This window comes from Sinorhizobium psoraleae, from assembly GCF_013283645.1.
Classification (GTDB): Bacteria; Pseudomonadota; Alphaproteobacteria; order Rhizobiales; family Rhizobiaceae; genus Sinorhizobium; species Sinorhizobium psoraleae.
Genome location: NZ_JABEKV010000006.1, coordinates 186416 through 208200, shown reverse-complemented (window position 1 = coordinate 208200; position 21785 = coordinate 186416). Strand labels below are relative to the sequence as shown.

General features: G+C 61.1%; 18 protein-coding genes. 13 read left to right on the top strand and 5 right to left on the bottom strand.

From position 1 onward, the window contains the following. Positions 1-757: 757 nt before the first annotated feature. The 10 genes from ILFOPFJJ_RS36280 to ILFOPFJJ_RS27755 all read left to right on the top strand — a co-directional run bounded on the left by ILFOPFJJ_RS36280 (position 758) and on the right by ILFOPFJJ_RS27755 (position 11195). Positions 758-1663 carry a helix-turn-helix transcriptional regulator gene (locus ILFOPFJJ_RS36280; RefSeq protein ID WP_173513785.1) on the top strand — a complete coding sequence of 302 codons (906 nt, stop codon included), beginning with the start codon at positions 758-760 and terminating at the stop codon, positions 1661-1663. A 136-nt stretch (positions 1664-1799) separates the two neighbouring features. Continuing rightward, positions 1800-2705: a helix-turn-helix transcriptional regulator gene (locus tag ILFOPFJJ_RS27795; RefSeq protein ID WP_173513784.1), complete on the top strand. Its 906-nt coding sequence runs from the start codon at positions 1800-1802 to the stop codon at positions 2703-2705. Positions 2706-2902: 197 nt separating this feature from the next. Continuing rightward, on the top strand, positions 2903-3811 hold the full coding sequence (locus ILFOPFJJ_RS27790; RefSeq protein ID WP_173513783.1) for an AraC family transcriptional regulator: 909 nt from the start codon (positions 2903-2905) through the stop codon (positions 3809-3811). Positions 3812-4002: 191 nt separating this feature from the next. Next, on the top strand, positions 4003-4653 hold the full coding sequence (locus ILFOPFJJ_RS27785; protein ID WP_173513814.1) for a hydrolase: 651 nt from the start codon (positions 4003-4005) through the stop codon (positions 4651-4653). 86 nt (positions 4654-4739) lie between these two features. Further along, positions 4740-5030 (top strand): XapX domain-containing protein, encoded by a 291-nt coding sequence (locus tag ILFOPFJJ_RS27780; protein ID WP_173513782.1) that lies wholly within the window; start codon positions 4740-4742, stop codon positions 5028-5030. Continuing rightward, positions 5030-7012 carry an amidohydrolase gene (locus ILFOPFJJ_RS27775; protein ID WP_173513781.1) on the top strand — a complete coding sequence of 661 codons (1983 nt, stop codon included), beginning with the start codon at positions 5030-5032 and terminating at the stop codon, positions 7010-7012. The genes ILFOPFJJ_RS27780 and ILFOPFJJ_RS27775 overlap by 1 nt, the downstream gene beginning before the upstream one ends. A 13-nt stretch (positions 7013-7025) precedes the next feature. Next, positions 7026-7484, top strand: a complete 459-nt coding sequence (locus ILFOPFJJ_RS27770) for a DoxX family protein (protein ID WP_173513780.1) — start codon at positions 7026-7028, stop codon at positions 7482-7484. Further along, positions 7481-9094 carry an MFS transporter gene (locus ILFOPFJJ_RS27765; RefSeq protein ID WP_173513779.1) on the top strand — a complete coding sequence of 538 codons (1614 nt, stop codon included), beginning with the start codon at positions 7481-7483 and terminating at the stop codon, positions 9092-9094. The genes ILFOPFJJ_RS27770 and ILFOPFJJ_RS27765 overlap by 4 nt, the downstream gene beginning before the upstream one ends. A 173-nt stretch (positions 9095-9267) precedes the next feature. Further along, positions 9268-10242 carry an MBL fold metallo-hydrolase gene (locus tag ILFOPFJJ_RS27760; RefSeq protein ID WP_173513778.1) on the top strand — a complete coding sequence of 325 codons (975 nt, stop codon included), beginning with the start codon at positions 9268-9270 and terminating at the stop codon, positions 10240-10242. 122 nt (positions 10243-10364) lie between these two features. Beyond that, positions 10365-11195, top strand: a complete 831-nt coding sequence (locus tag ILFOPFJJ_RS27755) for an alpha/beta fold hydrolase (protein ID WP_173513777.1) — start codon at positions 10365-10367, stop codon at positions 11193-11195. Between the two features lie 91 nt (positions 11196-11286). Here ILFOPFJJ_RS27755 and ILFOPFJJ_RS27750 read toward each other — a convergent pair whose 3' ends face one another. Beyond that, positions 11287-12180, bottom strand: coding sequence for a LysR family transcriptional regulator (locus ILFOPFJJ_RS27750; protein WP_173513776.1), 894 nt, complete (start codon positions 12178-12180; stop codon positions 11287-11289). 105 nt (positions 12181-12285) lie between these two features. On the opposite strand from ILFOPFJJ_RS27750, the gene ILFOPFJJ_RS27745 reads away from it, so the two are divergent. The 3 genes from ILFOPFJJ_RS27745 (at position 12286) to ILFOPFJJ_RS27735 (ending at position 17230) form a co-directional block, all read left to right on the top strand. After that, complete coding sequence (locus tag ILFOPFJJ_RS27745; protein WP_173513775.1) at positions 12286-13488, top strand: MFS transporter; 1203 nt, start codon at positions 12286-12288, stop codon at positions 13486-13488. A 272-nt stretch (positions 13489-13760) separates the two neighbouring features. Further along, complete coding sequence (locus ILFOPFJJ_RS27740) at positions 13761-15818, top strand: adenylate/guanylate cyclase domain-containing protein (RefSeq protein WP_173513774.1); 2058 nt, start codon at positions 13761-13763, stop codon at positions 15816-15818. Further along, entirely contained in the window at positions 15788-17230 is a 1443-nt protein-coding gene (locus ILFOPFJJ_RS27735; RefSeq protein WP_210267601.1) for an ATP-binding protein, read from the top strand. The genes ILFOPFJJ_RS27740 and ILFOPFJJ_RS27735 overlap by 31 nt, the downstream gene beginning before the upstream one ends. Positions 17231-18154: 924 nt before the next feature. Here ILFOPFJJ_RS27735 and ILFOPFJJ_RS27730 read toward each other — a convergent pair. The 4 genes from ILFOPFJJ_RS27730 to ILFOPFJJ_RS27715 form a co-directional block, all read right to left on the bottom strand. Then, the gene (locus tag ILFOPFJJ_RS27730; protein WP_173513772.1) at positions 18155-19507 is read right to left on the bottom strand and encodes an adenylate/guanylate cyclase domain-containing protein; all 1353 of its coding nucleotides are present in this window, start codon (positions 19505-19507) and stop codon (positions 18155-18157) included. 94 nt (positions 19508-19601) lie between these two features. After that, entirely contained in the window at positions 19602-19886 is a 285-nt protein-coding gene (locus tag ILFOPFJJ_RS27725; protein WP_173513771.1) for a copper-binding protein, read from the bottom strand. A gap of 19 nt (positions 19887-19905) precedes the next feature. Next, the gene (locus tag ILFOPFJJ_RS27720) at positions 19906-20385 is read right to left on the bottom strand and encodes a cupredoxin domain-containing protein (protein ID WP_246299819.1); all 480 of its coding nucleotides are present in this window, start codon (positions 20383-20385) and stop codon (positions 19906-19908) included. A gap of 39 nt (positions 20386-20424) precedes the next feature. Next, positions 20425-21774 (bottom strand): multicopper oxidase family protein, encoded by a 1350-nt coding sequence (locus ILFOPFJJ_RS27715; RefSeq protein WP_173513769.1) that lies wholly within the window; start codon positions 21772-21774, stop codon positions 20425-20427. Between the last annotated feature and the right edge of the window lie 11 nt (positions 21775-21785).

Below are 21785 nucleotides of genomic sequence, written 5' to 3'. Positions count from 1 at the left end.
CACCTATCTGATGCTGCCACCGGGGCTTTTGTCGGGCACGTTGTAAGGTGCGATGGCGGCCGCCGCCCTCGATAAGCTCCACGAAATTTGCTTCTCGTCGGAACCTCTCGGCGGATGGGTGGTGCCCAATTCCCGCCCGGAGACCCTCGAACAGGTCAAAACCGAGATGATCCTGTAGCTGCTCGGCTTCAACATGAAGCGGATGATCAATGTCTTCGGCGTCAAGCCGCTGATGGAGGCGATCGCCGGCTGACCACGCTCGGCGGACGGCGCATGCCGTCACCGCACGTGCAAAAAGCAGTCGTCATCGGCCATCACACACAGCGGTGTTTTCACACCCTCTCGATCGAGATCAGCCGCACGTCGCCAGCCTCGCGAGTAGGAGCCGCCCGAGTTCCGGCTGACGCCCTACTATTCACGACACGAGAACCTGCCGATGAGGGTCGCCAGATTCTCGGACATCTTCGAAAGATATGTTGCGCAAACTCGTCCGCTGTAGAAGTCGCACCGACCGCGCCGTCCGCTCTTTCGCTAAGGAGCGAGTTCCGGGCAAACGGGGATCAAATCATGCAAGAAATCCAGTGGTCGAGCACATATGTTGCCTGCGCAAATGGCCAATAACGCCTCTTCGGATAAGTCGCGAGAAACGCGTGTTGTTATTCGCGGGAAACTTCCGCGGAGCCGACCCGTTGTGTCGATGAGCCCGGCTATGCCCGAAGCTCGCGAACCGCCAATTGCATGATCCGGGAGGTGGAAGGTGAATTTCAGGACGATTGCCGAAGAGGGGGTGGGAGTCTTTTTCGGCGCGCCGCAGTCCCCTTGGCTGCTGGCCCGCCCAGTTCGCGACGCTCGATTTTCCGTGACCCGCCTAGAGTGCCGGCTGAACCGCAGCGCAAATCGTTCGGTGTGCTTGCCGCCTGATGACGCCTACTTTCTGATGCTCTATCTCAGCGATGCACTCCACTGCGATGTGGCGGTCGACGATACCGAAAGCGAGGTCAGGCGCTACCGCCAGGGTTCCATTTGCCTCGTTGATCTGACGCATGGCGCTCGCATCCGGCTTCTAAGCGACCTCGATTCGCTGGCCTTCTACCTGCCGCGAAAGCTATTTCGCGAAGTGTCCGAATTTTCGCATGCCCCACGAGCAACCAGGCTCAGATGCCGGAGGGGTGAGGACGACGATGTCATACGAAATCTCGGGACGGCCCTGCTTCCTTTCTTCGAGCAGCGAGGAGGTGGCCAAAGTCCGGTCCTCCAACACATAGCAATTGCAATCTGCGCCCACCTGCTTCACTCCTATGCCGATCTCAGCGAGCCCGGTGCTACGATGACGGGGCTCTCCGTCTGGCAGGAAAAGGCTGCCAAGGATTTCATGATTGATCATTACGGCGAATATTTTCCAATGGCCGCCGCGGCGTCTGCGGCCGGTCTGTCTGTTCGGGACTTCGTCAAGAGATTCAAGGCGATTACCGGATTGTCCCCGTCTCAATGGCTGTCGCGCTATCGCATCGGCCAGGCCAAGCAGTATCTCGCCGCGCGGGCCTTGCCCCTGGGGGAAATTGCCAGGCGTTGTGGTTTCATCGACGAGGACCGTTTCCGCAGGGGTTTTCGCCGCGTAACAGGCGTGACCCCCTCTGAGTGGCGAGCACGATGGCTGCAATGAGAGATCGATTGTCACGGGGAAATGGCCCGAAGTATGATAATGAGGGCATTCCCGCGACGTCGATTACAAGTAGCTGTGACTCCCTTGGTATCATTGCACGGCGTACCGGGCTACGCCGGAAATCGGAGACTCACCGATGACCTTGCATCAAGAACTGAGCGCCGCAAATGTGCCCAGCCCGGTCGTCAGATCGATCGCTTCAGGCGACATAACAGTCACCAGAACCTATTCCGACCGCTACGACCTGAAGGTTGCCCCAGCAATACCCCGAGCGGAAGCGTTCAGTGTGGTTGTGCAGCTACGTGACTTCGATGCCCATCGTTTGTGGAAGGCTGGCGAGCTTGTCTATGAAGGCGGCCATGCCCGGGCTTCGCTCGCGATTACCGACCTTCGGGATCAATGGCAGTGCCAGCATCTTTCGCCGTTCGACAATGTTCGTTTCCAGATTCCCTTTGCCCGGATGCGTGCCTTTGCGCAGGAAATGGGGCGGAACGAATACCTGACGCTCGCCTGCGTGCAAGGCCGCAATGATCCCGTCATGTACGGTCTTGCTCAGGCCCTCTTGCCGTCGCTCGACAATCAACGGACTGCCAGTCCCCTCTTTCTAGAGCAGATCAACCTCGCCGTACTCGCACATCTGAGCCAAACCTATGGCGGATTGCACTTTCCGGCGGACAAGAAGGGGACCCTCGCTCCGTGGCAGGAAAGACTGGCGACGGAATTCCTGGCGAGTCACTTCGACAAGCCATTCTCGCTTAGAGAACTGGCGAGCCTATGCGAGCTCTCGCGCAGCTACTTCAACAAGGCATTTAAGGAAAGCTTCGGACGCACGCCTTCAAGATGGCTGACCGACTATCGGATCGCGCGGGTCAAGGAACTTTTGCTTCAGGATCTGCCGATTGTGGAAGTCGCGGTCAGCTGCGGCTTTGCCGACCAAAGCCATATGACGCGCGTCTTCACTAGCTTGACAGGCGAAACGCCGGCACGCTTCAGACGGAAGAACCGGGCTGCAGGACCTGTGATGGACCAGCTTTCCAGCTGACGGTTGGCTCCGGACGCGGGTGGCTTATTCATTCAAAACGCGTGTGTCTCATACAAGAAGAATGAATCGGCTGCAGCGATGATGCAGCGACGTTTTATGATAGAAAGCTCGACTCTGCGGTCGGCGCCGGGACCTCATGGCTCGTTTGTTCCGAATCGCCCCGCCAGATCGGTTCATTTGCAAGAGGCACGAGGGGAATGACGAGTCTGTCTTCAATCATTGCCGATCCTCGACCACGCGACAGCCTCGGCTGTTCCCTGGAGAGGCTCGACGAGGACCGCAGGATCGACGGCGGCAACATGACGTTCCACCGCAAGCGTTCGGCGAGTGCGCCTCCTGGCCGAGTGAGCACGCCGGCGACTGGCCACGGCTATCTGATCGGGCTTTCGGTGTCCGGCGGCCACAGGCGTCGCATCTTCAGGGAGCGTCATTCGACGGTCCATGATTTCGAGGAGAACTCGATCTATGTGAGGAGCTTCTCGGACTCTTATCAGGCTGACCTCCGTGGTTCCTTCGACTTCATGCTTCTGGAAGTCAGCCATAGCGCGCTCGAGCGGATTGCCGACGGGGCGGATGTTAAAGGTGTCACCGAATTGCACGCCATCGCCGAGCGTTCCGACCCGGTCCTCGGCGGCATGTTGGCTGCGTTGTTTGCAACCGTCGATGGGCGCGCCGACAGGAGCGCCCTCTTCGTCGATCAACTCTCTGTCGCAATCGGCATTCACATCGTGCAGCAGTACGGGAATGCTCGCGCCGTCATGACGGGCAGGGGACGCACGCTGTCCTCGCGCTCTCAGGCGATGCTCAGGGAGCTCGCCCAAAGTCGGCTATCCGGCGACCTGACGATCGAAGAACTGGCCGAGGCATGCCAATTGTCGCAGGCAACGTTCCTCCGGGCCTTTCGGGAAACCTTGGGGAAGACGCCGCACCAATGGCTGTCGCAGCAGCGCATCGACAAGGCCAGCCATTTGCTGCAGTTCACCGAGACACCATTGAGAGAGATCGCCACCGTCTGTGGTTTTTCGGACCAGAGCCATTTCACGCGTGCCTTTGTCCAGGCCACAGGCACCACGCCGGGCGTCTGGCGAAGGCATCGGAAGTCGTGAACCGGCAACGTGACTTGGGGAAACAGAGAAGGGCCCGCCGCCCCGTTGCCGGCTCGTTCGCGAGCGAAACCGCCACGATCAAAATCTACAAAAAGGCATCTTTGGTTACAAGAACGAGACCGTTGTACTGGGCATAGTCGGGCTCTCTCCGCTGTAATTCCAGCAGTCAAAGAAAGGGCAGGACCATGACTCTGAACGCGACCCCGACACCCGGAAAACTTCTCGTTTCGCCGAAGGATCACACGCTTATCATGATCGACTTCCAGTCGCAGATGTCCTTTGCGACAAAATCGATCGACGCCGTTCTGTTGCGCAACAATGCCGCGCTGGTAGCCAACGCCGCAGCGGGCTTCGGTGTCTCGACCATCCTGACGACGGTCGCCGAGAAGACGTTCTCCGGCCCCATGTTCTCCGAGATCACCGAGGCATTTCCGGGACAGAAGCTCTTGGACCGCACCTCGATGAACACCTGGGAAGACACCGCGGTGATCGAGGAGGTCAATGGCATCGGCAAGAATCGCCTCGTCTTCTGCGGTCTGTGGACCTCGGTCTGCATCGTCGGTCCCACCCTTTCGGCGCTGGACCAGGGCTTCGAAGTTTATGTGATCGCGGATGCCTGCGGCGACGTGTCGGATGAAGCGCATGAGCGCGCCATGGACCGTATGGTCCAGGCCGGTATCCGGCCGATGACGTCGCTCCAGTACATGCTCGAGCTGCAGCGCGATTGGGCGCGGGCCGAGACCTACGAGATGACCACCGGCATCGCGAAGAAGTTCGGTGGCGCCTATGGTCTTGGCATCATCTACGCCAAAACGATGTTCGGCGCCTCCGAAGGCCACTGATCACCACTGGGCTGCTCAGCCGAGCGCCGCTCTGCCCGTGCTCGCGCGGTCGGAGTGGCGACGGTCATCCGTCAAAGGGATTGACGATGAAGATGTATCTCCTTTCGCTCGGGGCCGGGCTTCTCGTCGGCGCCATCTATGCTCTCTTGAATGTCCGCTCACCGGCGCCGCCTGTCGTCGCCCTGGTGGGACTCTTGGGCATCCTCCTCGGCGAGCAGGCGGTACCTTTCGCCAAGCGTCTGATGTCCGGCAGTCCCGTGAACGTTTCCTGGTTCCACAGCCGCTGCGTCCCGCATGTTTTCGGGAAACTGCCGACCGGGGCCGATCATTCTCACGCGGCTGCACCCGATCAGCTATCGAAGCGGGAGCTCACTTGATGCCGACGCGACGCTCGTTCCTTGGTGCGGCATCGAGCCTTGCTCTGCCGGCCCTCTTCTCACCGGCTCGAGCCGCCGATCCCCAATCGACCGGAGAGACCTCCATGACGCCCGATCTGATTCTTCACCGCGGCCTCATCACCACCCTTGATCGCGCCAATCCAATTGCAACCGCGGTCGCGATCAAGGATGGCCGTTTCCTGGCCGTCGGTGACGACAGGACGATCGTGGCCCTTGCCGGGCCGGGCACAAAGGTCGTCGACCTCAAGGGCAAACGCGTGCTGCCGGGGCTGAACGACAATCACACCCATGTCGTCCGCGGCGGTCTGAACTACAATATGGAACTGCGGTGGGACGGGGTCCGCACTCTTTCCGATGCGATGGACATGCTGAAGCGACAGGTCGCTGTCACGCCGCCACCGCAATGGGTGCGCGTCGTCGGCGGTTTCACAGAGCACCAGTTCGCCGAAAAACGGCTTCCCACGATCGACGAGCTCAACGCGATCGCCCCCGATACACCCGTATTCCTGCTGCACCTTTACGACCGCGCTCTACTCAACGCCGCTGCGCTTCGCGCTGTAGGCTTCAACAAGGAGACACCGAACCCTCCGGGCGGCGAGATCACTCGTGATGCCAAGGGCAATCCCACCGGCCTCCTGCTCGCCAAGCCGAATGCGGGCATTCTCTATTCGACGCTTGCCAAGGGGCCGAAGCTTCCTTTCGAATATCAGGTCAACTCGACTCGCCACTTCATGCGGGAGCTCAACCGCCTCGGCGTCACCAGCGTCATTGATGCGGGGGGCGGTTTCCAGAATTACCCGGATGACTACGCCGTCATCCAGAAGCTCGCCGATGAAGGGCAGATGACGGTGAGGCTCGCCTACAATCTCTTTACGCAGAAGCCGAAGGAGGAGAAGGAGGATTTCCTCAAATGGACCTCGTCGGTCAAATACAAGCAGGGCGACGACTTCTTCCGCCACAACGGCGCCGGCGAGATGCTGGTCTTCTCGGCTGCCGATTTCGAGGATTTCCGCGAGCCGCGCCCCGACTTGCCGCCTGAAATGGAAGGCGAGCTTGAGGAAGTGGTGCGAATCCTCGCCGAGAACCGCTGGCCCTGGCGCCTGCACGCCACCTATGACGAGACGATCAGCCGCGCGCTCGACGTCTTCGAGAAGGTCAACCGGGACATTCCGCTTTCAGGCATCAACTGGTTCTTCGACCACGCCGAGACGATCTCCGACCGGTCGATCGATCGGATCGCCGCGCTTGGCGGCGGCATCGCCGTACAGCATCGCATGGCCTATCAGGGCGAATATTTCGTCGAGCGCTACGGTCACGGTGCGGCCGAGGCGACGCCGCCCGTCGCACGCATGCTTGAGAAGGGCGTCAATGTCTCAGCCGGCACCGATGCCACGCGGGTTGCCTCGTATAACCCGTGGGTGTCGCTTTCCTGGCTCGTGACGGGCAAAACCGTCGGCGGCATGCAGCTCTATCCACGCGCCAATTGCCTCGACCGCGAGGCGGCGCTCCGCATGTGGACGGAGAAGGTGCAGTGGTTCTCCAACGAGGAGGGCAGGAAGGGACGTATCGAGAAGGGCCAGCTCGCCGACTTGATCGTACCGAGCAAGGACTACTTCGCCTGTGCCGAGGATGAGATCTCGTTCCTCACCTCCGACCTTACGATGGTCGGCGGGAGGATCGTCTATGCGGCGGATGAATTTACCGGCCTCGATGAAAATCCGCTGCCGCCGGCAATGCCGGACTGGTCACCTGTCCGAACCTATGGCGGCTATGCCGCGTGGGGCGAGCCGGAAGGAGCAGGCCGAAATTCGCTCAGAAGAACTGCGATCGCCTCCTGCGGCTGCGCCAACGGTTGCGGTGTCCACGGCCATGATCATGCCGGCGCCTGGACTTCGAGATTGCCCGTCGCCGACCTGAAGGGCTTCTTCGGCGCCCTCGGTTGCTCGTGCTGGGCAGTGTAAAAGGAGAGGACCGATGATGGCCGCCTCGCTGGAAGCGAAACTCGCCGCCGTCGTGCGGCCGGTCTTCACCGCGCCGATCCTGCGGTCATTGGCGCTGCTCGCGCTCTGCTCTGCCTTTATCCAAGGACCGCTCGTGAAGATTTTCGACTTTGGAGGCGCGATAGCCGAGATGGAGCACTTCGGATTGCTGCCCGCGCCGCTGTTCGCGATCGGAGTGATTCTTTTTGAACTGTCCATGTCTGCCCTGATTGTGTTTGGCGTATTTCGGTGGGCTGCGGCAACGGGTTTGGCCGTCTTCACGCTAACGGCAACGTTCCTGGCTTTTCGCTTCTGGGAGCTCCCGCCTGGCCTGGAGCGATCAATGACGATGAATGGCTTCTTCGAACATGTCGGGCTCGTTGGCGCGTTCACTCTGGTCGCATGGCACGACCTGCGTGAACATGGCCCGTCCGGAAAGGGACGAACTTCATGAGTTCTCAATCTGCGATCCAGCCGGCAGGAGGCGGGTTCACGCCGCTTCGCCAGAAGACTTTCGCCATTCTTTGGATGGCGACCATTATCGGCAATACCGGCAGCTTTATTCGCGATGTCGCAAGCTCATGGCTTGTCACCGACCTCTCGAATGCCCCTGCCGCGGTCGCGGCCGTTCAGGCAGCCGCGACACTTCCGATCTTTCTTCTCGCGATACCTGCAGGTGTCCTGTCGGACATTCTGGACCGCCGCAAGTTCCTGATCGCAATACAGCTTCTGCTTGCCGCGACCAGTGTCTGCCTCATGATGTTGTCTGCGATCGGGCTGCAGACTGTCACGTCTCTGATTGCGCTCACCTTCGTCGGCGGCATTGGAGCGGCGTTGATGGCGCCGACCTGGCAGGCCATAGTTCCCGAACTTGTCCCGAAGCAGGATCTGAAAGGTGCCGTAGCGCTCAACTCGCTCGGGATCAATATCTCCCGAGCGATCGGTCCAGCGGTCGGTGGCTTGCTGCTTGCCTGGTTCGGCGCGGCTTTTACCTATGGCGTGGACGTCATCAGCTATTTCTTCGTCGTCGCTGCCCTCATCTGGTGGAGGCGCACCCCCGATTTCGACGACGGCCTGTCCGAACACTTCTTCGGAGCATTCCGTTCCGGTCTACGCTACGCGAGGGCGAGCAGAGAGCTGCATGTCGTGCTTCTCCGGGCGGCTGCATTCTTCGCTTTCTCGAGTTCGGTTTGGGCACTTCTGCCCCTGGTCGCCCGCAATCTTCTCGGCGGCGACGCCGGTTTTTACGGCGTGTTGCTTGGTGCGGTCGGCGCCGGTGCCATTGGCGGTGCGCTGGTCATGCCGAAACTTCGCGCAAGGCTCGATGCGGACGCGCTATTGCTCGGTTCGGCGCTCGTCACGGCTGCGGTGATGGCTGGGCTGTCCTTCGCGCCGCCTCGATGGCTCGCCATTGTGGCTCTCCTTGCGCTGGGAGCTGCCTGGATCACGGCGCTCACCACACTGAACGGGGCCGCACAATCGATCCTGCCGAATTGGGTTCGGGGACGTTCGCTCGCCGTCTATCTCACGGTGTTCAATGGTGCGATGACCGCCGGGAGCCTCGCTTGGGGTGCCGTCGCCGAGGTCGCCGGCGTTCCAACGACACTTGTCCTCGGCGCCGTCGGACTTGCCCTGGCCGGGCTCATCTTTCATCTCGTCAAGCTGCCAAAGGGTGAGGCGGATCTCGTGGCATCCAACCACTGGCCCGAGCCTCTTACGGCTGCGCCCGTCGAACATGATCGCGGTCCCGTGCTCGTTACGATCGAATACCGGGTCGACGAAAACGATCGGAGCGATTTTCTGAAGGCGCTCGCCAGGCTCGCCGGGGAGCGTCGACGTGATGGCGCCTATGGTTGGGGCGTTACCGAGGACGCCGCCGATTCGGAAAGGGTTGTCGAGTGGTTCATGGTCGAATCCTGGGCCGAGCACCTCCGGCAGCACCGGCGCGTCTCGAAGGCGGACGCTGACGTTCAGCAGGAAGTCCGCCGTTTCCACAAGGGTCCGGAGGCGCCCGTCGTGAACCATCTCTTGTCGATAGATCTTCCTCATCTCGGCCGAAACTGAACGCGAACATTCGCGTGCGGCGCGGGTGCTTTATTCAAAACACAAACGGAACCGACAAGATTGATCCGGGGGCAGTCCTTAAAGTTTTAGGTGCGATGGGATGAGGGGCAGAGCTGCCACTACGGCAGTGGTCTGTCCGGCGTCGCTTAAATAACGGCTTAGGAGAGAGAAGGATGACTACTCGCAGAACGGTACTCAAGGGAACGCTGTCCCTCATGCTGGCCGCGACGGCGATGACGACGCTTGCGCCGCTCAGCGCGACGGCGAAGGCGCCGCAAGTCAAGACCGAGGCCCCAGGCTACTACCGCATGATGCTGGGCGACTTCGAGATCACCGCGCTTTCCGACGGAACGGCGAAGTTTCCGGCAGAGACCCTCTATATTGGTGCCAAAGACCAGATCGCCGCCATGCTCACGAAGGCTTTTCTCGACTCGCCAGTTGAGCTGTCGGTCAATGCCTTTCTGGTCAACACAAATGACCGGTTGGTGATGATCGATGCCGGCACCGGTACCTTCTTCGGACCGACGCTCGACAAGCTCATTCCGAACCTCGTCGCCGCTGGCTATCAGCCGGAGCAGATCGACGACATCATTCTCACCCATGCCCACGTGGATCATCTGGGCGGCCTCGTTGCGGGCGATGGGATCGTCTTTCCCAATGCGACGGTCCACGTCAACAAGCGCGATGCTGATTTTTGGCTAAGTGCCGCCAACCGCGACGCCGCGCCGGAGGCGAAAAAGGACTTGTTCGCCGCAGCCGTTAAGGCACTTGCGCCATACCGCGATGCCGGCCGGCTGAAGACCTTTGAGGATGGGGCCGAACCGGTGCCGGGCTTCACGTCGACCCTGCGTGCCGGCCACACTCCCGGCCACAGCGCAGTCGCCGTCGAAAGCCGGGGCCAGAAGCTGGTGTTCTGGGGCGATATCACCCATGGTGACGTCGTACAATTCGACGAACCGGACGTGACGATCGGCTTCGATGAGGACCAGGCGGCGGCCGCAACCGCGCGCGATGCTGCCTTCGCCGAGGCCGTCAGAGAGGGATACCTCGTTGCTGGCGCCCATACGCGTTTCCCGGGTATCGGCCACGTCGGCACGGACAGCGACAATTTCGACTGGGTTCCTCTGAATTACAGCCCCACACTCTGATCCGCGGCTTTAGCGCCGCGCCGCTTCGGAAAGCCTTCGTATTTGCCCCCTGATCGCGATTCGCGGCCACCGCGCCTTCGCGGCCGATAACTCTACCTCGAACCAAGCAAGGAAAGGTTTCCATGATTCAGAACTTCATCAAGACAGAAGACGGCGTCGAGATCTTCTACAAGGACTGGGGCTCGGGCCGGCCCATCGTGTTCCATCACGGCTGGCCGCTTTCGTCAGACGACTGGGACGCGCAGATGCTTTACTTCGTGAGCAAGGGCTATCGCGTGATTGCCCACGATCGCCGGGGTCACGGTCGCTCGACCCAGGTCAGCGACGGCCACGATATCGCGCATTACGCGGCGGACGTCGCTGCGCTTACGAAGCAACTCGATCTGCGCGACGCCATCCACATCGGCCACTCCACCGGCGGCGGCGAGGCACTCGCCTACGTCGCCCGCCATGGTGCCGGGCGGGTCGCGAAGCTTGTGATGGTAGGCGCGGTGCCGCCGATCATGCTCGAAACGGAAGCCCATCCCGGCGGGCTTTCGATGGAAGTGTTCGATGGTCTGCGCGCCCAGCTCGCGGCAAACCGCGCCCAGTTCTTCCTCGATCTCCCAAGCGGTCCCTTCTATGGGTTCAACCGCCCCGACGCGAGGGTCTCGACCGGCGTGATCCAGAACTGGTGGCGCCAGGGCATGATGGGCAGCGCCAAGGCCCATTACGACGGCATCAAGGCCTTCTCGGAAACCGATTTCACCGAGGACCTGAAGAAGGTCGAGGTGCCGACGCTGGTTATGCACGGAGACGACGACCAGATCGTGCCGATCGACAATTCCGCGCGACTGGCCGTGAAGCTCCTGAAGAACGGCACGCTTAAAGTCTATGCGGGCTACGCGCACGGCATGCTGACGACCCATGCTGATGTGATCAATCCTGACCTGCTCGCGTTCATCGAGTCCTAGCAACAAGGGACCGGCGGCCATCAGCGCCGCCGGCTCCCAAGCAGCGCTGCCTCGGCATTCGCGACCATGCAAACGTTACCGAGTCAAGGAATCACCTACCCGATCCCTTGATCTCCGTGAGTGCGCCCACAAGCGCTTCGATGAAGACGCGAACTTTGGAAGGAACGAGCCTGCTCGTCGGATAAACGGCCCAGATTGCGAGCGTTTCGGGCTCCGCGTCCGCCAAGCTGACGCGCATCAATCGACCGGACGAGAGATCGTCGGCAACGTTCCAATCCGACAGCAGTGCTATTCCCGCGCCCGCAAGGCAGGCCGCATGGCAGCCTTCGATACTCGTCGACGAAAAACGGCTCTGTAGTCGCAATGAGCTTTCAACTCCAGCCTTGAAGAAGGTCCAGTGCGTCACTCCGTAGAGAGGCAGACAATTGTGGTGCGCAAGCTCGCCGGCACTGTACGGCGTGCCGTGCTGTTGAAGATAGGCCGGCGAGGCGACAAGTGAGCGCGGGTTGTCCGCCAGCTTCTTGGCGATGAGACTGCTGTCCTTCAGCCGCGCAATTCGGATGGCGAGGTCCGTTCCTGAGGACACCAGGTCGGGCATGCTGTCGCTCATGTCGAGCGAGATCCTGAGCTCCGGATTGGTGTCCAGAAGTGGGGGAACAAGGGGGGCGATCACCTTGATCGAAAACGCCACAGGGGCCGATACTCGCAGAAGCCCCGCCGCACCCTCGTCATCTCCTCGGAGCAGAGCGCGCGCTTGCTGCTCCGTTTCGACCAGAGCCTGCGCATAGGGGAGGAAACTCTCTCCTTCGGGTGTGAGCGACAGCGATCGTGTCGTCCGATGCATGAGCCTGACGCCAAGCGAACGCTCCAGCGAAGCGAGCCGCCGAGTCGCGATCATCGGTGTTATCCCAAGGCGGCGGGCAGCCTCCGAAAGGCTTCCGGCTCCCGCCGCTACGGTGAACACGGCAACGTCATCGATGTCCATTATATCAGTTTTCGATATTCCAGCATGACACTTCTGGTCTCTAACACGTCCTTCGATAAAAAATTAGGTTTAGCACAGTTTAATCAGCGGGAAAGAGCATCAACCATGAACGTGTTCAATGAGAAGCTTCTCGGCTCTCGATCCGAACTCGGCCGCCTTAACCTCTACGCTATGGCCGTCGCCAGCGGCATTGCCGTCGCGAACATCTACTACAATCAGCCGATCCTCGGCCTGATCGAAGCCGAGTTTTCGGGCCAATCCGCGACCGCCGTCGTTCCGACCGTCACCCAGCTCGGCTATGCCTTGGGCCTGTTTCTGCTTTTGCCGCTTGGGGATATTGTTCACCGGCGGCGGCTGATCATCGGGCAGTTCTTTGCTCTAGCGGTCGCCTCCGTTCTGGCGGCTGTCGCGCCTACGGCCGGGCTCCTCGTCGCTGCCTCGGTACTCCTCGGGGCAAGCGCCGTCGTTGCACAACAGATCGTCCCCGTCACTGCGGCGCTTGCCTCGCCCGAGCGGCGCGGCGGCGCGATCGGCACGGTCATGGCCGGCGTCCTTTCCGGCATTCTGCTCAGCCGTACGGTGTCCGGTTTCGTTGGTGAGCATTTCGGCTGGCGCGACATGTTCTGGATAAGCGCACCGCTCGCGCTTGTCGGCGCAGCCATGATGTATATAGCTCTGCCGAACCTCACTCCGGTTTCCGGCCTGTCCTACGGCACGGCGCTTCGATCGCTGGCCCACCTATGGCGGCGCCATCCTGATTTGCGGGCGGCTTCGATCGTGCAGGCGGTGCTTTTTGCATCCTTCACCTCCTTCTGGACCATTCTCGCCCTTTACCTCGCAACGCCGCGGTTTAATCTCGGCGCAGATGCCGCCGGCCTGTTCGGTATTGTTGGTGCAGTCGGTGTGCTTGCCGCGCCTCTGGCCGGGAGGATAGCCGACCGACGTGGCCCCCAGTCGGTGGTTGGGCTGGGAGCCGCGCTGACACTGTTGGCGTGGGGAGTGCTCGGCTTTTGGGCCTCGATACCTGGACTTCTCATTGGCGTCATTGTCCTCGATGTCGGCATCCAGATCGCCTTGATCTCCAATCAGCACATTATTTACGCTCTCGATTCGCAGGCCCGCAGCCGCATCAACACCATCTTCATGACGAGCATGTTTCTTGGTGGCGCGGCTGGATCGGCGCTTGCCGTCGCTGCGTGGACCTACGGCTCCTGGAGCGGTGTCAGCCTGCTCGGCTTTGCTCTCGCTTCGGTCGCGCTCAGCATCAAGCTCTGCCGGCGCGACCTTGGTGCACACCGTATCCCCTGACCGCACGCTTTTATCCACGACCTGCAGTCGATGCGATTGCACTGCGAACGGTGCCAAGGGCTTTGTGTGATAGAGAGAGGAGTGCGTTCTCTACTTCTCTGCTTCGACACGATCTGGATACAGGACTGCCGGTTAGGAACAGGTGATCGGAACTACCGGGACAGGAGGCTTTTTTGGGATGAACCGATTGGCTGCAATTAAGCTGAATCAAGCCATTCCTGCACCTGTTCCCGATGACCTCAACGGGCCGAAGCGAGACTTGCGTGCCGTCCATGGCGCATGTGCCGCTATCCGCGGACCTCTGGGCGACGCAGCCGTTGCTAACCCCAGAGTGCTTATTGACGCGGAACGGCCATGGTATAATTGCCTACGGCGAGGTAGTGGTCATGTCAGACATTGCCTCTTGGCTGTCCCGCCTTGGGCTAGCCAAGTACACAGAGGCCTTCAGCGCCAACGACGTTGATTTCGACGCGCTTCGTCATCTCAGTGAAGACGACCTGAAGGAGTTGGGGTTACCGGTCGGCCCGCGCCGCAAGATTCTGGCGGCGATCGCCGCGCTGGTGGACGAGAGCATACCGTCGATGGTCTCCGGGTCCGCCCCACCGCTACCGCTGTCTGAACGCGAAGCCGAGCGGCGGCAGTTGACCGTGGTGTTCATCGACCTCGTGGGCTCGACCAGGCTGTCACAGCGGCTCGATCCTGAGGAAATGCGCGACGTCTTCCGTGCCTACCAAGGCGCGGTGTCCACGGAAATTGCACGGTATGAGGGCTACGTCGCCAAGCTGATGGGCGACGGCGTGCTCGCCTATTTCGGTTGGCCAACGGCACATGAGGACGACGCAGAGCGGGCAGTGCGAGCGAGCCTTTCAGCAGCGACGGCGACCGCGAACCTGACCACGCCGCTCGGCACACCCCTTGCAGCCCGTATCGGCATTGCCACCGGTCTGGTCGTGGTCGGCGATCTGATCGGCGAGGGATCCGCCCAGGAAGAGGCGGTCGTTGGCGAAACGCCCAACCTCGCGGCACGTTTGCAGGCCCTGGCCGAGCCAAACACAGTTCTGATCGCCGGCGGCACGCACCGACTGGTCGCCGGGTTGTTTGAAATGATTGATCTTGGTCCCAAGCAGCTTAGGGGCTTTGAAGCTCCCGTTCCCGCATGGCGCGTCATCGGCGAGTCCGATGCGGAGGGCCGGTTCGATGCGCTGCACGGCATCGCGACGCCGCTCCTGGGGCGGTCCGAGGAGCTCGACCTTCTGCTTCAACGCTGGCAGCAGGCTCGGACAGGAAAAGGCCAGGCGGCAATGGTGTCGGGTGAACCGGGCATCGGCAAGTCGCGGCTGGTTGCTGCGTTGGAAGAGAGATTGAGCACGGAGCAGCACGAACGGTTGCGCTATTTCTGTTCCCCCTACCACGTGAACAGCGCACTTTACCCGGTGATCAAGCAGCTTGAGCGCGCTGCCGGACTTGAACGGAGCGACAGCACGAGCGCGAAGCTCGACAAGCTCGAAGCATCGATGCTGCAATCGACCTCGGACACAACTGAAGCAGGCTCGCTTCTCGCAGCTCTGTTGTCGATCGACGTCACCGGGCGATATGCGCCTATGAAGCTGACGCCGCAGGCGCAGAAAGCTCGCACGCTTAACGTTCTCGTTCAACAGCTTGAAAGGATCATGAAGTCCCAGCCCGTTGTGATGGTGGTGGAGGATGCGCACTGGATCGATCCGACCACAGCCGAATGGCTCGACATGCTCATCGAGCGCCTGCACGACCTGGCTGTGCTTCTGATCGTCACCTTTCGTCCGGAATTCCAGCCGCCTTGGCAGGGACTGCCACACGTGACGGTGATCTCGCTTGGCCGTCTTGGGCGCGATCAGGGAGCAGCGATCATAGACCGGGTGGCCGGAGGCAAGGCCCTGCCGTCCGATGTCGAGAACCAGATTTTGGCTCGCACGGAGGGCATCCCACTGTTTGTCGAAGAACTGACCAAAGCTGTCCTTGAGTCTGACCTGCTTGTCGACGCTGGCGATTGCTACCGATTGAACGGTCCGCTACCCTCGCTCTCGATTCCGTCGACGCTGCAGGATTCACTGATGGCCCGCCTCGACAGGCTCTCCTCGGCCAAGAATGTGGCTCAGATCGGTGCGTGCATCGGGCGCGTCTTCCACCACCGGCTGATCACCGGAGTCGTCGGAACTGATGAAGCGGGGCTGCGGGCTGATCTTCTCAACTCGAACAATCTGAACTCGTGTGGCGAGACGGCGTCGCGCCGGAGGCCACCTACGCGTTCAAGCACGCGCTTGTGCAGGACGCGGCGTATCAGAGTCTGCTGAAGAGCCGGCGGCAACAGATCCACGCGGTCATTGCGTCGACGCTCGAGGCGCAGTTTCCGGAAGTTGCCGAGACGGAGCCCGAGATGCTCGCGCACCACTATACCACCGCCGGGCTTGCTGATCAGGCCGGGGAATACTGGCTAAAGGCAGGGCAGCAGGCGCTGAAGCGGTCGGCGAACGTCGAAGCGTTGGCCCACATCGGCAGGGGATTGCAAGTGGTCGCCTCCCTTCCCAGCGACGAGGTCAGATTAAGGCGCGAGATTCATTTGCAGAACGCCATGGGAGTGGCGGCGATGGCTGTCAAAGGCTGGGGCGCTCCGGAGGTTCTCCGCGCCTTCTCATCGGCACGCAAGCTTTGCGAGAAACTGGGCGACAGCAATGAGCTCTTCATTGCGGTACGCGGAGAAGCTTCATACCATCTGATATCGGGTCACTTGCGAGAGGCAGACGACCTCGGCCGTCAATGTCTGGGGATCGCTCAGTCCGCGAACGATTTAAGTCTTCTCCTCGAGGCGCATCATCAGTTGTGGGCGAGCAAATTCTTCCTCGGGGACTATCAAGCTGCCGAGAAGCACGCAAGCTGGGGAATCGCGACCTACGAACGTGGTCGGGATCATCGCCTGACCTATATTTATACGGGTCACGACCCTGGTGTCTGTTGCAGGAATTTCTCTGCGCAGATGCTCTGGATTCGCGGTTTTCCCGACCAGGCTCTTAAGCGTGTCCGAGAGGCGTTGGCGCTGGCCAGGCGCGTATCCCATTCCGTTAGCATGGCCACCGCGCTGAACAACTTGGCCAATGTCCACCTCGTGCGCCGTGAACCCGAGGCAGCCCAGGAAACGGCGCGGCAGCAGCTCGCGGTTTCCACCAAGTTCGACCTGCTGCTGATGGCCGGCGCAGCCCGGTTCAACATTGGCTGGGCGCTTGCCCAACAAGGGGAATTCGAGGAGGGTATCCGGGAAATGCGCGAAGCGGTTGCGGCCGTTGAGGCCACCGGCGCGGACATGGGCATGAGTTTCTGTCTTTGTGTCCTGGCGCAATCGCATGGGCAGTTCGGCGAGGCGAGCGAGGGGTTGACCGTACTGGAGAAGGCGTTCGGCATCACCGCCAGGTCCCGCTCGAAATATCAGGTGCCCGAGCTGCTGCGCACCAAGGGCGAACTGTTGTCGCGCCTGGAACCGGCTGGCGGCGCTGCTGAGAGGTGGTTTCGAAAGTCGCTGACGATGGCCCGCGCGGAGGGTGCGAGATCGACGGAGTTGAGAGCTGCGACCAGCCTGGCCAGCCTGTACCTCGACCAGGGGCGCAACGACGAGGCTCGAGACCTTCTTGGTCCCATCTATGCTTGGTTTACCGAAGGCTTTGATACGGGCGACCTTGTCGATGCCAAAGCACTGCTCGATTGCCTGCGTTAGTGCAGCCGCAACCTTTCGAGATCGCACCCGGCAAATCCTCGCTTCCTTGAGTTTGTCCGGCTCTCTGAATTGAGGAACTGAGCTCCTCAAAGGGCTCGGACGGGTGGACAGCGGAAGTACTCACCAGGGTTCGGAACGTCGACATCGTCGCGGAAGCGGTCATTCTGAAGCTAACGTCCTGATCGTTCGCGAAGATAAACGCATCAAACGGCCACTGCACTCAATGTAAATTGGGAATAGACAAGCCCCGCACAAGGCCCTTGATGATCGGAGAGGTACCCAGTCCCGCGTTCCGGCTGCAGGTTCAGGATCAGTCCGCTCGCTGTTGATGACTGCTCCCGCAAACGCCTGCGGCACAGGGGCTCTGGGTGGCTATTTTCAGCGCAAATCTGGAGAAGTTCCCCAAGGGCAAGTCGCGATGCTTCCCTGCAATTAGCCCGGTGGCAAGACACCGCTTTCTCACAGCTTTGCGAGTGCACGCCGAGTTATAGCTTAAACTCACGAACCACGCATAAGCGATAACTCTCTCGCGCTGCCTCCAGGACCCTAAGCGTCTGTTTTCTCGACTAAACAAATTCACCGACGCGGCGGGGCGTGGTCGTGGTATAGTTGGACGTCGCATGAACCACGGGAGGGGTGAATGCGTACTGCTTTGTCAGCCCTTATGATCGGAACATCGTTACTAACGTCTGCGGCCGCTACCGAACCCGTGATCTTTCACACGGCCCGCTTCCCCGACCACACTGTTGTCAGCCTGAGTCTCGTCGGAAACCAAGCTGCGGCAAGCGTGCGGTACGACTTTGATGTGTTCATCTCGCTCTCGCAAACGGGCGCCGCCGGAGCCTCGGCTTACAGTGACCCCGGCAAACACAAGGCATCGGTCCGATGCAATCCGCCGGAAGCGGTCGCGGTGAGGGGCGTCGATTATCCGATTTCAACGTCAAACGATGGCGGGACCGACTGGAAGGACGATCTCTGGAGAGCTGTTTGCAGGACTCCGGTGTCGTAGTTCTGATCGCTGGTACCCGCTGCACCGGGTTCCCGACACAGATACCAGACATCTACAGGGAGCCGCCGCCCTTGCAGGGCTGCTGACCTCAGGGGTACCCATGCGGCGGCCGGAACCGGGCTTTGCAGCCGTGCGACCAGCTCGGACGAGATCACAAGCGGAGCGTCTAGCGTCTTAGCCAGGGTCTCCAGCCGTTGCGCCACGTTCACCGCGTCGCCGATGACCGTGAACTCGCTGTGGCAGCCGCTGTCCAGAACGCCGCCGACCACCGTGCCATAGTGCAGCCCAATTGCAGCATCGAGAACAGGATAACCGTTCCGGACGCTGTGATGCCTCCAGTCGTTCAGTGCATCGACCAGATCGAGCGCACATGCGAGCGCCCGGTCCGCATCGTTTTCCGTGGGCCGTGGCTGTCCGAACACGGCCATGACCCCGTCGCCGATGAATTTGTCGACCGTCCCGCCATGGTCGAAGATCGTCTGGGAAACGAGTTGACGATACTCTGCCAGCACGAAGGCCAGCTCGCGGGCAGTGGCGGTTTCAGCAAAACTCGTGAACTCGCGCAGGTCCACGAACATGATCGCCGCATTGCGGCGCTCCAGCCCGAGAGCTTGGCCCCGTTCCTGAAGCTCCGAGACGATCAGCGGCGAGAAGAACCGCGAGAGATTGTGCCGTCTCTGGTCCGCCTTGAGGGCCTCCTTGCGCGTCCGGTCGTGATCCCTCGCAAGTAGGTAGATGGCGAAGGCGGTAAAGCCGAAGCTGACCGTCAGGCCGAGGTCCTGATTGAAGAAGGACGCGAGCAGCGACATCGCGTCCGCGGTATGGTGCCTGACTGCCGTGATCGCCAGCATGGCCACCCAGGCGATGAGGACGATGCCGGAAAAGACGAGGACGAGGCGGCGCTCGAGCTGGAGTCCCGCGTGGTTGAGCAGGATAAAGGCGACGACCAGGCTGGTGGTAGTCAGGTTGTGGTTCGCGGTGACCGGGCCAGCAAGGATATGCGCGTAAAGGATCAAGGTGACGAGCAGCGCATCGAGTACGACGAAGAGCGTCTTGAGCCAGGAGCACCCAGGAACGTATCGCGCCGTCGCCACAGAAGCGACGCTGATGACCAAATAGCCGACGACGACCATAGAGTGCGTGCCTTCCGCCCCTTCATTGCCGCCGAGTAGAAAGTTGGCGACCAGGATCGCGAAGGCGACGAACCGCAAGATGATCGAGCGGAATTCCCTTGCGAAGTCCCATTGTGGGTGAAGCGAAGACGTCATGTCCTACCGCGTGGAGGAGGGAGATGCTTGTCCAGTTATCGGATGAAGCGAGGGGAGGGACGCGGTCAACTGCCGACCGCGTCCCCTTGTTTCCTTACTTGACCTCAGTCACGGTCAGCTTGCCGTTGACGCGCTCGGCGACGAACTCAACGTTCGCACCTTCCTTCAGCTTCTCCAGGATCGCGTCGTCCTGGACGCGGAACACCATTGTCATCGCGGGCATATCGAGGCTCTTCAGCTCCTCGTGGATCAGCGTGACCTTCTTCGCCTTGGCGTCGACCTTCTTGACGGTGCCCTTTGTGAACTCCTGCGCGAGAGCGCCATAGGCTGTTCCGAGGGCCAGCGCAGAGGCGAGCGTGAGCTTGATGATGCTTTTCATGTTGGACTCCTATCGATGATCACTTCTTGGCAACGGTGACGTCGCCGTGCATGCCCGCGTCGTAGTGGCCGGGCACGAGGCAGGCGATTTTGAACGTGCCGTCGTTCGTGAACTTCCAGATGATCTCGCCGGACTCTCCGGCGGCGAGTCGGATCGCGTTCGGATCGTCGTGCTCCATCTCCGGGAACTTCTCCATCACCGCCTTGTGCTCCATGATCTTGTCCTCCTGGTCGAGCACGAACTCGTGGTCGAGCTCGCCAGCGTTCTTGATCGCGAAGCGGACGGTCTGCCCCTTGCGAACCTTGAAGGTCGACGGGGTGAAGATCATCTTGCCGTCGTCCGTCTCCTTCATTGTGACCTGGATCGTCTGAGTGGCGTTGGCTCTTTTGCCGGGTTCGCCGACGGCCACGGCCTCGCCGTGGCCGCCTGCGTGATTGCCACCGGCGAGCGCCGGGGTGGCGAGCGCGGCGACGAGAAGTCCAAAGATTCGAGCTTTCATGGTGTGGTCCTTGAGTTGGTTGAACATCGGCATGCGGGATCAGCCGTGGTTTGAATGCGTCGGCGTGATCCGGGTCTTGGCGTCCTTGGCCTTGGTCCAGTCGGGAAGCTCGCCCGTCCATTCCCAGGCCTGGGTTCCGGGCGGATTTTCGTACCAGCCGGGATCGGCGTAGTCGCCCGCCGAGATGCCCTCGCGCACCTTGACGACCGAGAACATGCCGCCCATCTCGATAGGCCCGTGCGGACCCCAGCCGGTCATCATCGGGATGGTGTTTTCGGGGATTTCCATCTCCATCTCGCCCATGTCGGCCATGCCTTTGGTGCCCATCGGCATGTATTCCGGCTGGATCTTCTTGATCTTCTCGGCGACCTTCGATTTGTCGACGCCGATAAACGTCGGGATGTCGTGCCCCATGGCGTTCATCGTGTGGTGCGACTTGTGGCAATGAATCGCCCAGTCGCCCTCGTACTTGGCGTCGAACTCGTATGCCCGCATCGCCCCGACGGGGATGTCGATGCTGACCTCCGGCCAGCGGGCCTCCGGCCGCACCCAGCCACCGTCGGTGCAGGTGACCTCGAAGTCGTAGCCGTGCATGTGGATCGGATGGTTGGTCATCGTCAGATTGCCGACCCGCACCCGCACCCGGTCGTTCTTGGAGACGACGAGGGGGCTGATGTCTGGAAACACGCGGCTGTTCCAGCACCACATGTTGAAATCGGTCATCTCCATGATCCGCGGCACATAGGAGCCGGGATCGATGTCGTAGGCGTTGAGCAGGAAGACGAAGTCGCGGTCGACCGGCATGAATTGCGGGTTCTTGGGATGGATGATGAACATGCCCATCATGCCCATCGCCATCTGCACCATCTCGTCAGAATGCGGGTGGTACATGAAGGTGCCCGACTTCACGAGGTCGAACTCGTAGACGAAGGTCTTGCCGACCGGGATATGCGGCTGCGTCAGGCCGCCGACGCCGTCCATGCCGGACGGCAGGATCATGCCGTGCCAATGGATGGTCGTGTGCTCCGGCAGCTTGTTGGTGACGAAGATGCGCACCCGGTCGCCTTCGACCGCCTCGATGGTCGGGCCCGGCGACTGGCCGTTATAGCCCCACAGATAGGCGGTCATGCCTTCGGCCATCTCGCGCTCGACCGGTTCGGCGACGAGGTGGAATTCCTTGACGCCGTTGTTCATCCGGTAGGGGAGCGTCCAGCCATTGAGCGTGACGACCGGGTTGTAGTCGGGGCCGGAGGTGGGCTTTAGCGGCGGCTGCGTCTGCGCCGTCTCCATCACCGCGGCCTCCGGCAGTCCCATGTTGGAGGTCTTCGCCCAGGCGGCGGTCGACACCAGCGCGGCACTCGCGCCGAGTAACTGTCTTCTGTTGAACATTGTCTGTTCCT